This window comes from Citrobacter sp. Cb041, assembly GCF_030336655.1.
In the GTDB taxonomy this organism is placed as follows: domain Bacteria; phylum Pseudomonadota; class Gammaproteobacteria; order Enterobacterales; family Enterobacteriaceae; genus Citrobacter; species Citrobacter braakii.
In genome coordinates this window covers 17852-32949 of record NZ_JAOWDD010000030.1, presented here as the reverse complement: position 1 = coordinate 32949, position 15098 = coordinate 17852, and the positions used below count along the sequence as shown (strand labels likewise).

The window sequence follows — 15098 nt, the reverse complement described above, 5'->3', positions numbered from 1 at the left end:
ACCGTACTGGCTAAAACCTACGGCGGTGCTGCTCGTGCATTCGACCAGATCGATAACGCGCCGGAAGAAAAAGCTCGTGGTATCACCATCAACACTTCTCACGTTGAATATGACACCCCGACTCGCCACTACGCACACGTAGACTGCCCGGGCCACGCCGACTATGTTAAAAACATGATCACCGGTGCTGCGCAGATGGACGGCGCGATCCTGGTTGTTGCTGCGACTGACGGCCCGATGCCGCAGACTCGTGAGCACATCCTGCTGGGTCGTCAGGTAGGCGTTCCGTACATCATCGTGTTCCTGAACAAATGCGACATGGTTGATGACGAAGAGCTGCTGGAACTGGTAGAAATGGAAGTTCGTGAACTTCTGTCTCAGTACGATTTCCCGGGTGACGACACTCCGATCGTTCGTGGTTCTGCTCTGAAAGCGCTGGAAGGCGAAGCAGAGTGGGAAGCGAAAATCATCGAACTGGCTGGCTTCCTGGATTCTTACATCCCGGAACCAGAGCGTGCGATTGACAAGCCGTTCCTGCTGCCTATCGAAGACGTATTCTCCATCTCCGGTCGCGGTACCGTTGTTACCGGTCGTGTAGAGCGCGGTATCATCAAAGTTGGTGAAGAAGTTGAAATCGTTGGTATCAAAGAGACTGCTAAGTCTACCTGTACTGGCGTTGAAATGTTCCGCAAACTGCTGGACGAAGGCCGTGCTGGTGAGAACGTTGGTGTTCTGCTGCGTGGTATCAAACGTGAAGAAATCGAACGTGGTCAGGTCCTGGCTAAGCCGGGCTCTATCAAGCCGCACACCAAGTTCGAATCTGAAGTGTACATTCTGTCCAAAGACGAAGGCGGCCGTCATACTCCGTTCTTCAAAGGCTACCGTCCGCAGTTCTACTTCCGTACTACTGACGTGACTGGTACCATCGAACTGCCGGAAGGCGTTGAGATGGTAATGCCGGGCGACAACATCAAAATGGTTGTTACCCTGATCCACCCAATCGCGATGGACGACGGTCTGCGTTTCGCAATCCGTGAAGGCGGCCGTACTGTTGGTGCGGGCGTTGTTGCCAAAGTAATGAGCTAATTGCCGAATAACATTTGACGCAATGCGCAATAAAAGGGCATCATTTGATGCCCTTTTTGCACGCTTTCACACCAGAACCTGGCTCATCAGTGATTTTATTTGTCATAATCATTGCTGAGACAGGCTCTGAAGAGGGCGTTTAGTCCGAAACGCACCAGAGCATTTCGGTTTGGATCGCCTCGCTTACGCGGGGTGAAAATGTTTGTAGAATACTTCTGACAGGTTGGTTTATGAGTGCGAATACCGAAGCTCAAGGAAGCGGGCGCGGCCTGGAAGCGATGAAGTGGGTTGTTGTCGCTGTATTGCTGCTTGTAGCTATCGTTGGCAACTACCTCTATCGTGACATGATGCTGCCGCTGCGTGCGCTGGCCGTAGTGATTCTGATTGCCGCAGCGGGTGGTGTCGCGCTGTTGACAACAAAAGGTAAAGCGACCGTTGCTTTTGCCCGTGAAGCGAGAACCGAAGTCCGTAAGGTCATTTGGCCAACTCGCCAGGAAACATTGCACACCACATTAATTGTGGCTGCGGTTACCGCAGTAATGTCACTGATCCTGTGGGGACTGGATGGTATTCTGGTTCGCCTGGTATCCTTTATCACTGGCCTGAGGTTCTAAGATGTCTGAAGCCCCTAAAAAGCGCTGGTACGTCGTTCAGGCGTTTTCCGGTTTTGAAGGCCGCGTAGCTACATCGCTGCGCGAATATATCAAGTTACAAAATATGGAAGAGCTGTTTGGCGAAGTCATGGTGCCGACCGAAGAAGTGGTCGAAATCCGTGGCGGTCAGCGTCGCAAGAGCGAACGTAAATTCTTCCCGGGCTATGTATTGGTCCAGATGGTGATGAATGACGCAAGCTGGCACCTGGTGCGCAGCGTGCCGCGTGTGATGGGCTTTATCGGCGGTACTTCTGACCGTCCGGCGCCGATCAGCGACAAAGAAGTTGATGCGATCATGAACCGTCTGCAGCAGGTTGGCGACAAGCCGCGTCCGAAAACGATGTTTGAGCCAGGTGAAATGGTTCGCGTTAGCGACGGTCCGTTCGCTGACTTTAACGGCGTGGTTGAAGAAGTGGACTACGAGAAGTCTCGTCTGAAAGTTTCCGTATCTATCTTCGGTCGTGCGACTCCAGTTGAACTGGACTTCGCTCAGGTTGAAAAAGCCTAACACCCCGATCAAAAAAGCGACGATTTAAGCGTTGCACAAGGCGCGAGATTGGAATACAATTTCGCGCCTTTTGTTTTTATGGATCCTATCCGTAAAACGAATTTAATCACGGGGAGCCTCCTTGAGGCGTTATAACCCAACTAGAGGAATTTAGAATGGCTAAGAAAGTCCAAGCCTATGTCAAGCTGCAGGTTGCAGCTGGTATGGCTAACCCGAGTCCGCCGGTAGGTCCTGCACTGGGTCAACAAGGCGTGAACATCATGGAATTCTGCAAAGCGTTCAACGCTAAAACTGATTCCATGGAAAAAGGTCTGCCAATCCCGGTTGTTATCACCGTTTACGCTGACCGTTCTTTCACTTTCGTTACCAAAACGCCTCCGGCAGCAGTTCTGCTGAAGAAAGCGGCTGGTATCAAGTCTGGTTCCGGCAAGCCGAACAAAGACAAAGTGGGTAAAATTTCCCGCGCTCAGCTGCAGGAAATCGCGCAGACCAAAGCTGCCGACATGACTGGTTCCGACATTGAAGCGATGACTCGCTCCATTGAAGGTACTGCACGTTCCATGGGCCTGGTAGTGGAGGACTAAGAAATGGCTAAACTGACCAAGCGCATGTCCGTGATCCGTGACAAAGTTGATGCTACTAAGCAGTACGACATCAACGAAGCTATCGCTCTGCTGAAAGAGCTGGCCACTGCTAAATTCGTAGAAAGCGTGGACGTTGCTGTTAACCTCGGCATCGATGCTCGTAAATCTGACCAGAACGTACGTGGTGCAACTGTACTGCCGCACGGTACTGGCCGTTCCGTTCGCGTAGCCGTATTTACCCAGGGTGCAAACGCTGAAGCTGCTAAAGCTGCAGGCGCTGAGCTGGTAGGTATGGAAGATCTGGCTGAACAGATCAAGAAAGGCGAAATGAACTTTGACGTTGTTATTGCTTCCCCGGATGCAATGCGCGTTGTTGGCCAGCTGGGTCAGGTTCTGGGTCCGCGCGGCCTGATGCCAAACCCGAAAGTTGGTACTGTAACTCCTAACGTTGCTGAAGCTGTTAAGAATGCTAAAGCTGGTCAGGTTCGTTACCGTAACGACAAAAACGGCATCATCCACACCACCATCGGTAAAGTGGATTTTGACGCTGACAAACTGAAAGAAAACCTGGAAGCTCTGCTGGTTGCGCTGAAAAAAGCAAAACCGACTCAGGCAAAAGGCGTGTACATCAAGAAAGTTAGCATCTCCACCACCATGGGTGCTGGCGTTGCCGTTGATCAGTCCGGTCTGACTGCGACTGTGGCGAACTAATATTCGCCTTTACGTGGGCGGTGATTTTGTCTACAATCTTACCCCCACGTATTCTGCTAATTGCAGACGTATATCTGAGATATTCAGGCTGTGGCAAGGCAGTCAACGCCACTACAGATTGAATAGCGACAGATAGAAAAGATTTGTTCGTTGGAGCCTGGCCTAATCCAGGCCTCCGTCGAAGACCGCAGGTGTTTCGTAAGAAACTTAATGCCCTGCGTAGACGGTGACAGAACGCTAAGATTATTTCTGATACTCTGGCTTGTTTCTGCTCACCGTATTTAGACGCTCTCTCCGTTGGGGGGAGTGAAGTGAGTTCCGGAACATGAGTTCCGGCAAACATCCAGGAGCAAAGCTAATGGCTTTAAATCTTCAAGACAAACAAGCGATTGTTGCTGAAGTCAGCGAAGTAGCCAAAGGCGCGCTGTCTGCAGTAGTTGCGGATTCCCGTGGCGTAACTGTAGATAAAATGACTGAACTGCGTAAAGCAGGTCGTGAAGCTGGCGTATACATGCGTGTTGTTCGTAACACCCTGCTGCGCCGCGTCGTTGAAGGTACTCAGTTCGAGTGCCTGAAAGACACGTTTGTTGGTCCGACCCTGATTGCATACTCTATGGAACACCCGGGCGCTGCTGCTCGTCTGTTCAAAGAGTTCGCGAAAGCGAATGCAAAATTTGAGGTCAAAGCCGCAGCCTTTGAAGGTGAGTTGATTACGGCATCGAATATCGATCGCCTGGCAACTCTGCCGACCTACGAAGAAGCAATTGCACGCCTGATGGCAACCATGAAAGAAGCTTCGGCTGGCAAACTGGTTCGTACTCTGGCTGCTGTACGCGATGCGAAAGAAGCTGCTTAATCGCAGTTATCTTTGTAAAGCATCTGCTTACGTATAAACTTATTCTGATTTTCAGGAACAATTTAAATGTCTATCACTAAAGATCAAATCATTGAAGCAGTATCCGCTATGTCCGTAATGGACGTTGTAGAACTGATTTCTGCAATGGAAGAAAAATTCGGTGTTTCTGCTGCTGCTGCTGTAGCTGTAGCTGCTGGCCCGGCTGAAGCTGCTGAAGAAAAAACTGAATTCGACGTAATTCTGAAAGCTGCTGGCGCTAACAAAGTTGCTGTTATCAAAGCAGTACGTGGCGCAACTGGCCTGGGTCTGAAAGAAGCTAAAGACCTGGTAGAATCTGCACCGGCTGCGCTGAAAGAAGGCGTGAGCAAAGACGACGCAGAAGCACTGAAAAAATCTCTGGAAGAAGCTGGCGCTGAAGTTGAAGTTAAATAAGCCAACTTTTCTGGTTGCAGCCTAAGAAATTAGGCTGATGGCTGGTGACTTTTTAGTCACCAGCCTTTTTGCGCTGTAAGGCGCCAGTAGCATTTCACACTGTTTGACTACTGCTGTGCCTTTCAATGCTTGTTTCTATCGACGTCTTAATATACTGCGACAGAACGTCAGTTCTGTGTAAATCGCAATGAAATGGTTTAAGCGTGATAGCAACAGGCATTGCGGAAAGTATTCGATTTTCCGGTCAACAAAATAGTGTTGCACAAACTGTCCCTTCGTCGGACAGATGGGTCGACTTGTCAGCGAGCTGAGGAACCCTAATGGTTTACTCCTATACCGAGAAAAAACGTATTCGTAAGGATTTTGGTAAACGTCCGCAAGTGTTGGACATACCTTATCTCCTTTCTATCCAGCTTGACTCGTTTCAGAAGTTCATCGAGCAAGATCCTGAAGGGCAGTATGGTCTGGAAGCAGCTTTCCGTTCCGTTTTCCCGATTCAGAGCTACAGCGGTAATTCCGAGCTGCAATACGTCAGCTACCGCCTTGGCGAACCGGTGTTTGACGTTCAGGAATGTCAGATCCGTGGCGTGACCTATTCCGCACCGCTGCGCGTAAAACTGCGCCTGGTGATCTACGAGCGCGAAGCGCCGGAAGGCACCGTAAAAGACATTAAAGAACAAGAAGTCTACATGGGCGAAATTCCGCTCATGACAGACAACGGTACCTTTGTTATCAACGGTACTGAGCGTGTTATCGTTTCTCAGCTGCACCGTAGTCCTGGCGTCTTCTTTGACTCCGACAAAGGTAAAACCCACTCTTCGGGTAAGGTGCTGTATAACGCGCGTATTATCCCTTACCGTGGTTCCTGGCTGGACTTCGAATTCGATCCGAAGGACAACCTGTTCGTACGTATTGACCGTCGCCGTAAACTGCCTGCGACCATTATTCTGCGTGCACTGAACTACACCACTGAGCAGATCCTTGACCTGTTCTTTGAGAAAGTTGTTTTCGAAATTCGTGACAACAAGCTGCAGATGGAACTGGTGCCGGAACGCCTGCGTGGTGAAACCGCCTCCTTTGACATCGAAGCTAACGGCAAAGTCTACGTCGAAAAAGGCCGTCGCATCACTGCGCGCCACATTCGCCAGCTGGAAAAAGACGATATCAAACATATCGAAGTTCCGGTTGAATACATTGCTGGTAAAGTTGCGGCTAAAGACTACGTTGACGAATCTACTGGCGAGCTGATCTGCGCAGCTAACATGGAGCTGAGTCTGGATCTGCTGGCTAAGCTGAGCCAGTCTGGCCACAAGCGTATCGAAACGCTGTTCACCAACGATCTGGACCACGGTCCGTACATTTCTGAAACTGTACGCGTCGATCCAACCAACGATCGTCTGAGCGCGCTGGTAGAAATCTACCGCATGATGCGCCCTGGTGAGCCGCCGACGCGTGAAGCTGCTGAAAGCCTGTTCGAGAACCTGTTCTTCTCCGAAGACCGCTATGACCTGTCTGCGGTTGGTCGTATGAAGTTCAACCGTTCTCTGCTGCGCGACGAAATCGAAGGTTCCGGTATCCTGAGCAAAGATGACATCATCGAAGTGATGAAGAAGCTCATCGATATCCGTAACGGTAAAGGCGAAGTCGATGATATCGACCACCTCGGTAACCGTCGTATCCGTTCCGTAGGCGAAATGGCGGAAAACCAGTTCCGCGTTGGCCTGGTACGTGTTGAGCGTGCGGTGAAAGAGCGTCTGTCTCTGGGCGATCTGGATACCCTGATGCCTCAGGATATGATCAACGCTAAGCCGATTTCTGCAGCAGTGAAAGAGTTCTTTGGTTCCAGCCAGCTGTCTCAGTTTATGGACCAGAACAACCCGCTGTCTGAGATTACGCACAAACGTCGTATCTCTGCACTCGGCCCAGGCGGTTTGACCCGTGAACGCGCAGGCTTCGAAGTTCGAGACGTACACCCGACTCACTACGGTCGCGTATGTCCAATCGAAACGCCTGAAGGTCCGAACATCGGTCTGATCAACTCCTTGTCTGTGTACGCACAGACTAACGAATACGGCTTCCTCGAGACTCCGTACCGTAAAGTGACCGACGGTGTTGTAACTGACGAAATTCATTACCTGTCTGCTATCGAAGAAGGCAACTACGTTATCGCTCAGGCGAACTCCAACCTGGATGACGAAGGCCACTTTGTAGAAGATCTGGTTACCTGCCGTAGCAAAGGCGAATCCAGCTTGTTTAGCCGTGACCAGGTTGACTACATGGACGTATCCACCCAGCAGGTGGTATCCGTCGGTGCGTCCCTGATCCCGTTCCTGGAACACGATGACGCCAACCGTGCATTGATGGGTGCGAACATGCAACGTCAGGCGGTTCCGACTCTGCGTGCTGATAAGCCGCTGGTTGGTACCGGTATGGAACGTGCTGTTGCCGTCGACTCCGGTGTTACCGCAGTTGCTAAACGTGGCGGTACCGTCCAGTACGTGGATGCTTCCCGTATCGTTATCAAAGTTAACGAAGACGAGATGTACCCGGGCGAAGCAGGTATCGACATTTATAACCTGACCAAATACACCCGTTCTAACCAGAATACCTGTATCAACCAGATGCCTTGCGTATCTCTGGGCGAACCGGTTGAACGTGGTGATGTGCTGGCAGACGGTCCGTCCACCGACCTCGGTGAACTGGCGCTCGGTCAGAACATGCGCGTGGCATTCATGCCATGGAATGGTTACAACTTCGAAGACTCCATCCTCGTATCTGAGCGTGTTGTCCAGGAAGACCGTTTCACCACCATCCACATTCAGGAACTGGCATGTGTGTCCCGTGACACCAAGCTGGGGCCGGAAGAGATCACCGCTGACATCCCGAACGTGGGTGAAGCTGCGCTCTCCAAACTGGATGAATCCGGTATCGTTTATATCGGCGCGGAAGTAACCGGTGGCGATATTCTGGTTGGTAAGGTAACGCCGAAAGGTGAAACCCAGCTGACGCCAGAAGAGAAGCTGCTGCGTGCGATCTTCGGTGAGAAAGCGTCTGACGTTAAAGACTCTTCTCTGCGCGTGCCAAACGGTGTTTCCGGTACGATTATCGACGTTCAGGTCTTTACTCGCGATGGCGTAGAAAAAGACAAACGTGCGCTGGAAATCGAAGAGATGCAGCTGAAGCAGGCGAAAAAAGACCTGTCTGAAGAACTGCAAATCCTCGAAGCTGGCCTGTTCAGCCGTATCTACGCTGTGCTGGTTTCCGGTGGTGTTGAAGCTGAGAAGCTCGACAAACTGCCGCGCGATCGCTGGTTAGAACTCGGCCTGACCGACGAAGAGAAACAAAATCAGCTGGAACAACTGGCTGAGCAGTACGACGAACTGAAACACGAGTTCGAGAAAAAACTCGAAGCGAAACGCCGTAAAATCACTCAGGGCGACGATCTGGCACCGGGCGTGCTGAAGATTGTTAAGGTTTATCTGGCGGTTAAACGTCGGATCCAGCCTGGTGATAAGATGGCAGGTCGTCACGGTAACAAGGGTGTAATCTCTAAGATCAACCCGATCGAAGATATGCCACACGATGCTAACGGTACGCCGGTAGATATCGTGCTGAACCCGCTGGGCGTACCATCGCGTATGAACATCGGTCAGATCCTTGAAACCCACCTGGGTATGGCTGCGAAAGGTATCGGCGATAAGATCAACGCCATGCTGAAACAGCAGCAGGAAGTCGCGAAACTGCGCGAATTCATCCAGCGTGCTTACGATCTGGGTTCAGATGTTCGTCAGAAAGTTGACCTGAATACCTTCAGCGATGAAGAAGTTCTGCGTCTGGCTGAAAACCTGAAAAAAGGTATGCCGATCGCAACGCCGGTGTTCGACGGTGCGAAAGAGTCTGAAATCAAGGAACTGTTACAGCTGGGTGGCCTGCCGACTTCCGGTCAGATCACACTGTTCGACGGTCGTACCGGTGAGCAGTTCGAGCGCCAGGTTACCGTTGGCTACATGTACATGCTGAAACTGAACCACCTGGTTGATGACAAGATGCATGCGCGTTCTACCGGTTCTTACAGCCTGGTTACTCAGCAGCCGCTGGGTGGTAAGGCTCAGTTCGGTGGTCAGCGCTTCGGGGAGATGGAAGTGTGGGCGCTTGAAGCATACGGCGCGGCATACACCCTGCAGGAAATGCTCACCGTTAAGTCTGATGACGTGAACGGTCGTACTAAGATGTATAAAAACATCGTGGACGGCAACCATCAGATGGAACCAGGCATGCCGGAATCCTTCAACGTACTGTTGAAAGAGATTCGTTCGCTGGGTATCAACATCGAGCTGGAAGACGAGTAACTCTCGATCAAACAGGTCACTGGTGCTGGCGTAACAGCCAGCGCCAGATTGTGCTAACTCCGACGGGAGCAAATCCGTGAAAGATTTATTAAAGTTTCTGAAAGCGCAGACTAAAACCGAAGAGTTTGATGCGATCAAAATTGCTCTGGCCTCGCCAGACATGATCCGTTCATGGTCTTTCGGTGAAGTTAAGAAGCCGGAAACCATCAACTACCGTACGTTCAAACCTGAACGTGACGGCCTTTTCTGCGCCCGTATCTTTGGGCCGGTAAAAGACTATGAGTGCCTGTGCGGTAAGTACAAGCGCCTGAAACACCGCGGTGTGATCTGTGAGAAGTGCGGCGTTGAAGTGACCCAAACTAAAGTACGCCGTGAGCGTATGGGCCACATCGAGCTGGCGTCTCCGACCGCTCACATCTGGTTCCTGAAATCTCTGCCGTCCCGTATCGGTTTGCTGCTCGATATGCCGCTGCGCGATATCGAACGCGTACTGTACTTCGAATCTTATGTGGTTATCGAAGGCGGTATGACTAACCTGGAACGTCAACAGATCCTGACTGAAGAGCAGTATCTGGACGCGCTGGAAGAGTTCGGTGACGAATTCGACGCGAAGATGGGTGCGGAAGCAATCCAGGCCCTGCTGAAGAGCATGGATCTGGAGCAAGAGTGCGAAACTCTGCGCGAAGAGCTGAACGAAACCAACTCCGAAACCAAGCGTAAGAAGCTGACCAAACGTATCAAACTGCTGGAAGCATTCGTACAGTCTGGCAACAAGCCAGAGTGGATGATCCTGACCGTTCTGCCGGTTCTGCCGCCAGATCTGCGTCCGCTGGTTCCGCTGGATGGTGGTCGTTTCGCAACATCAGATCTGAACGATCTGTACCGTCGCGTGATCAACCGTAACAACCGTTTGAAACGTCTGCTGGATCTGGCTGCGCCGGACATCATCGTACGTAACGAAAAACGTATGCTGCAGGAAGCGGTTGACGCCCTGCTGGATAACGGTCGTCGTGGTCGTGCGATCACCGGTTCTAACAAACGTCCTCTGAAATCTTTGGCCGATATGATCAAAGGTAAACAGGGTCGTTTCCGTCAGAACCTGCTCGGTAAGCGTGTTGACTACTCCGGTCGTTCTGTAATCACCGTAGGTCCATACCTGCGTCTGCATCAGTGCGGTCTGCCGAAGAAAATGGCACTGGAACTGTTCAAACCGTTCATTTACGGCAAGCTGGAACTGCGTGGCCTGGCCACCACCATCAAAGCCGCTAAGAAAATGGTTGAGCGTGAAGAAGCTGTCGTTTGGGATATCCTGGACGAAGTTATCCGCGAACACCCGGTATTGCTGAACCGTGCACCAACCCTGCACCGTCTGGGTATCCAGGCATTTGAACCGGTACTGATCGAAGGTAAAGCTATCCAGCTGCACCCGCTGGTTTGTGCGGCATATAACGCCGACTTCGATGGTGACCAGATGGCTGTTCACGTACCGCTGACGCTGGAAGCCCAGCTCGAAGCGCGTGCGCTGATGATGTCTACCAACAACATCCTGTCTCCGGCGAACGGCGAACCTATCATCGTTCCGTCTCAGGACGTTGTATTGGGTCTGTACTACATGACCCGTGACTGTGTTAACGCCAAAGGCGAAGGCATGGTGCTGACTGGCCCGAAAGAAGCTGAGCGTATCTATCGCGCAGGTCTGGCCTCTCTGCATGCGCGCGTTAAAGTGCGTATCACTGAATACGAAAAAGATGAAAACGGCGAATTCGTTGCGCACACCAGCCTGAAAGACACGACCGTTGGTCGCGCCATTCTGTGGATGATCGTACCGAAAGGTCTGCCTTTCTCCATCGTCAACCAGGCGCTGGGCAAGAAAGCAATCTCCAAAATGCTGAACACCTGTTACCGCATTCTGGGCCTCAAGCCGACCGTTATCTTCGCTGACCAGACAATGTACACCGGCTTTGCTTATGCAGCGCGTTCAGGTGCATCTGTTGGTATTGATGACATGGTCATCCCAGAGAAGAAACACGAGATCATCTCTGAAGCGGAAGCTGAAGTTGCTGAGATCCAGGAGCAGTTCCAGTCTGGTCTGGTAACCGCGGGCGAACGCTATAACAAAGTTATCGATATCTGGGCTGCGGCGAACGATCGTGTATCCAAAGCGATGATGGATAACCTGCAAACCGAAACCGTGATTAACCGTGACGGCGTAGAAGAGCAGCAGGTTTCCTTCAACAGCATCTACATGATGGCCGACTCCGGTGCGCGTGGTTCTGCAGCACAGATTCGTCAGCTGGCTGGTATGCGTGGTCTGATGGCTAAGCCAGATGGCTCCATCATCGAAACGCCAATCACCGCGAACTTCCGTGAAGGTCTGAACGTACTCCAGTACTTCATCTCTACTCACGGTGCTCGTAAAGGTCTGGCGGATACCGCACTGAAAACAGCGAACTCCGGTTATCTGACTCGTCGTCTGGTTGACGTTGCGCAGGACTTGGTTGTTACTGAAGACGATTGCGGCACGCTGGAAGGCATCACCATGACCCCGGTTATCGAGGGTGGTGACGTTAAAGAACCGCTGCGCGATCGCGTTCTGGGTCGTGTGACTGCTGAAGACGTTCTGAAGCCGGGTACGGCGGATATTCTGGTTCCACGCAACACGCTGCTGCACGAACAGTGGTGTGACCTGCTGGAAGAGAACTCCGTTGACTCCGTCAAAGTCCGTTCCGTTGTATCCTGTGACACCGACTTTGGTGTATGTGCGCACTGCTACGGTCGTGACCTGGCGCGTGGCCACATCATCAATAAAGGTGAAGCAATCGGCGTTATCGCGGCACAGTCCATCGGTGAACCGGGTACACAGCTGACGATGCGTACGTTCCACATCGGTGGTGCGGCATCTCGTGCGGCTGCTGAATCCAGCATCCAGGTGAAAAATAAAGGTAGCATCCGTCTGAGCAATGCGAAGTCGGTTGTTAACTCCAGCGGTAAACTGGTTATCACCTCACGTAACACCGAACTGAAACTGATCGACGAATTCGGCCGTACCAAAGAAAGCTATAAAGTGCCTTACGGCTCCGTTATGGCGAAAGGTGATGGCGAACAGGTTGCTGGCGGCGAAACCGTAGCGAACTGGGATCCGCACACCATGCCGGTTATCACCGAAGTGAGTGGTTTCGTCCGCTTCACTGACATGATCGACGGCCAGACCATTACTCGTCAGACCGACGAGCTGACCGGTCTGTCTTCTCTGGTGGTTCTGGATTCTGCAGAACGTACTGCGGGTGGTAAAGACCTGCGTCCGGCACTGAAAATTGTTGATGCTCAGGGCAACGACGTTCTGATCCCAGGCACTGATATGCCTGCTCAGTACTTCCTGCCGGGTAAAGCGATTGTTCAGCTGGAAGATGGCGTACAGATCAGTTCTGGTGACACCCTGGCGCGTGTACCGCAGGAATCCGGCGGTACCAAGGATATCACCGGTGGTCTGCCGCGCGTTGCGGACCTGTTCGAAGCACGTCGTCCGAAAGAGCCGGCAATCCTGGCTGAAATCAGCGGCATCATTTCCTTCGGTAAAGAAACCAAAGGTAAACGTCGTCTGGTTATCACCCCGGTAGACGGTAGCGAGCCGTACGAAGAGATGATTCCGAAATGGCGTCAGCTCAACGTGTTCGAAGGTGAACGTGTAGAACGTGGTGACGTTGTTTCCGACGGTCCGGAAGCGCCGCACGACATCCTGCGTCTGCGTGGTGTGCATGCTGTAACTCGTTATATCGTTAACGAAGTTCAGGACGTATACCGTCTGCAGGGCGTTAAGATTAACGATAAGCACATCGAAGTTATCGTTCGTCAGATGCTGCGTAAAGCCACCATCGAAAGCGCTGGTAGCTCCGACTTCCTGGAAGGCGAGCAGGTTGAATACTCCCGCGTCAAGATTGCTAACCGCGATCTGGAAGCGAACGGCAAAGTGGGTGCAACATTCTCCCGCGATCTGCTGGGTATCACCAAAGCGTCTCTGGCGACCGAGTCCTTCATCTCTGCAGCATCGTTCCAGGAAACCACGCGTGTCCTGACCGAAGCCGCTGTTGCAGGTAAACGTGATGAACTGCGCGGTCTGAAAGAGAACGTTATCGTGGGTCGTCTGATCCCGGCGGGTACCGGTTATGCGTACCACCAGGATCGTATGCGCCGCCGCGCAGCGGGCGAACTGCCAGCTGCTCCGCAGGTGACTGCTGAAGATGCGTCTGCCAGCCTGGCAGAACTGCTGAACGCAGGCCTTGGCGGTTCTGACAACGATTAATCGTTGCTGACGCTAATAAAAAACCCGCTTCGGCGGGTTTTTTTATGTCGATGGATTTAAGATGTATTATGTTGGCCGGATAAGGCAGCAGCTGCCATCCGGCATGATGACGCCAGGCTTATGAGGCCTACGGCTTACGCCATCCGATCAGTTTACTGGTGGTAAGCGTCGATACAGTTCAATCATATCGCCTGCCAGATCCTGAATCACCATGGCATTCATCAAGTGGTCCTGGGAATGGACGGTGATGAGATTAACCGGTAGTTTGCCGGTACCTTCGTCAATTCCGATCAGTTGGGTCTGGATTTTATGCGCTTGTTTAACATACTCGCGTGATTCTATCATCGCGTGTTCTGCCCCAGCGAAATCACCTTTACGCGCCAGTTGCAACGCCGTCAGGGCTTGACTGCGCGCAGCTCCGGCGTTTACCAATAATTCCATGATGATCGTTTCTAACTCTTCCATGCCATCACTCCAGTAGTTTCAGCGCTTTGTCCAGTACCGCATCGCCTTTCATCATGCCGTAATCCATCATATCGATAACGGCTACTTTTTTTCCTAGCGGGTCGGCGAGCGCCTGCAGCTTGGCCTGTTCATACTTAACCTGTGGGCCGAGCAATACGATATCTGCAGTGGCGATATTCTCTTCAAACTCAGCCACCGGGACCGCTTTGATAGTGACGTCGACTCCTTTTTTCTGGGCGGCATCTTTCATCTTTTGCACCAGCATGCTGGTGGACATTCCGGCGGCACAGCATAAAACGATGTTTTTCATAAGCAGTCTCGATCAACATGTGTGGGTTGATAATTATCGCGAGCCAGCCGCAGCAACAACTGCTTTGCAACGATTGTGTGCAAGGCATCACAAAGAAAGTCACTTTTTCTGAAACCGGTTACAAAAAGAGGCTCAACCCTACGATCTGGCCCTGATTTGGCGATTGTTGACCCATTTATCATATGCAGGAATATATAATCACTGTTAATAAAGACATGTTATAAAAAACAGTATTGACAGCGTTTTTTAAACCCGTATGTTAATGCTTAACAGCGGAGAAATTGTAGTTTGCTGTTAAGGTAGTAAGTGTTAGTAGAGCTTGATTGGGGGTTGCGATAAAGGCCACGAAGTATTTTTGTATGGGATAGTCGATGCTGAAAACGCTATTTATTCACCTCGACAATGCTTTCAGGCCACGTAGTTGATATATCTAATCGCAAATAGTTAGTAAAACGCGACGATGTAACGCCATGATTTAATAGTAAATGTTTGCGGTTTCTGTTTTCTGGTTATCGCAAGGGAAATAAGGCAACGCATCAAAGAGTATATGTCGCGAGGGGAAGTGTACTTGTTTAGGTCACCAGCCTTGAGTTCTATTATCAAGCGGGTGGAATGTGTTTAACGGTAAATAGAGGACGTTTTTAGTTAGTATCAATATCCAATATTATCTGTAGTAAACGTGTACATTTTAAAGTAGTACCATCAGCAGTACTAAATCGTTAAGTTTATTAATGTTAAATTTGAAGTGTGTAGTAACTTAAAGCCCTGACTGCAATGGTCAGGGCTTTTGTTCATTTTAGATCAAGTTGTTACCTGAAATGCTCAACCGCAATGGTGTAACATT

General features: G+C 51.2%; 11 protein-coding genes. 9 read left to right on the top strand and 2 right to left on the bottom strand.

The window, feature by feature from the left end:
* The 9 genes from tuf to rpoC all read left to right on the top strand — a co-directional run.
* On the top strand, positions 1-1086 hold a 1086-nt coding region (gene tuf / locus OGV52_RS06495), incomplete at its 5' end, for an elongation factor Tu (protein ID WP_131348470.1).
* A 230-nt stretch (positions 1087-1316) separates the two neighbouring features.
* On the top strand, positions 1317-1700 hold the full coding sequence (gene secE / locus OGV52_RS06490; protein ID WP_003033128.1) for a preprotein translocase subunit SecE: 384 nt from the start codon (positions 1317-1319) through the stop codon (positions 1698-1700).
* A 1-nt stretch (position 1701) separates the two neighbouring features.
* Positions 1702-2247 (top strand): transcription termination/antitermination protein NusG, encoded by a 546-nt coding sequence (gene nusG / locus OGV52_RS06485; RefSeq protein ID WP_003033125.1) that lies wholly within the window; start codon positions 1702-1704, stop codon positions 2245-2247.
* A 155-nt stretch (positions 2248-2402) separates the two neighbouring features.
* Positions 2403-2831 (top strand): 50S ribosomal protein L11, encoded by a 429-nt coding sequence (gene rplK / locus OGV52_RS06480; RefSeq protein WP_003033122.1) that lies wholly within the window; start codon positions 2403-2405, stop codon positions 2829-2831.
* A gap of 3 nt (positions 2832-2834) precedes the next feature.
* On the top strand, positions 2835-3542 hold the full coding sequence (rplA, locus tag OGV52_RS06475) for a 50S ribosomal protein L1 (protein WP_016155300.1): 708 nt from the start codon (positions 2835-2837) through the stop codon (positions 3540-3542).
* 358 nt (positions 3543-3900) lie between these two features.
* Positions 3901-4398: a 50S ribosomal protein L10 gene (gene rplJ, locus OGV52_RS06470; protein ID WP_005132895.1), complete on the top strand. Its 498-nt coding sequence runs from the start codon at positions 3901-3903 to the stop codon at positions 4396-4398.
* A gap of 66 nt (positions 4399-4464) precedes the next feature.
* Positions 4465-4830, top strand: coding sequence for a 50S ribosomal protein L7/L12 (rplL, locus tag OGV52_RS06465; RefSeq protein ID WP_000028882.1), 366 nt, complete (start codon positions 4465-4467; stop codon positions 4828-4830).
* Positions 4831-5150: 320 nt separating this feature from the next.
* Positions 5151-9179 (top strand): DNA-directed RNA polymerase subunit beta, encoded by a 4029-nt coding sequence (rpoB, locus tag OGV52_RS06460; protein WP_003033111.1) that lies wholly within the window; start codon positions 5151-5153, stop codon positions 9177-9179.
* A 76-nt stretch (positions 9180-9255) separates the two neighbouring features.
* Positions 9256-13479 (top strand): DNA-directed RNA polymerase subunit beta', encoded by a 4224-nt coding sequence (gene rpoC, locus OGV52_RS06455; RefSeq protein WP_016155301.1) that lies wholly within the window; start codon positions 9256-9258, stop codon positions 13477-13479.
* Positions 13480-13626: 147 nt separating this feature from the next.
* Here the strand turns inward: rpoC and OGV52_RS06450 are convergent, their stop codons facing one another.
* A complete protein-coding gene (locus OGV52_RS06450; protein WP_047415986.1) occupies positions 13627-13944 on the bottom strand; it encodes a PTS lactose/cellobiose transporter subunit IIA in 318 nt (105 codons plus the stop codon).
* 4 nt (positions 13945-13948) lie between these two features.
* Complete coding sequence (locus OGV52_RS06445) at positions 13949-14254, bottom strand: PTS sugar transporter subunit IIB (RefSeq protein ID WP_016155303.1); 306 nt, start codon at positions 14252-14254, stop codon at positions 13949-13951.
* Positions 14255-15098 lie beyond the last annotated feature (844 nt).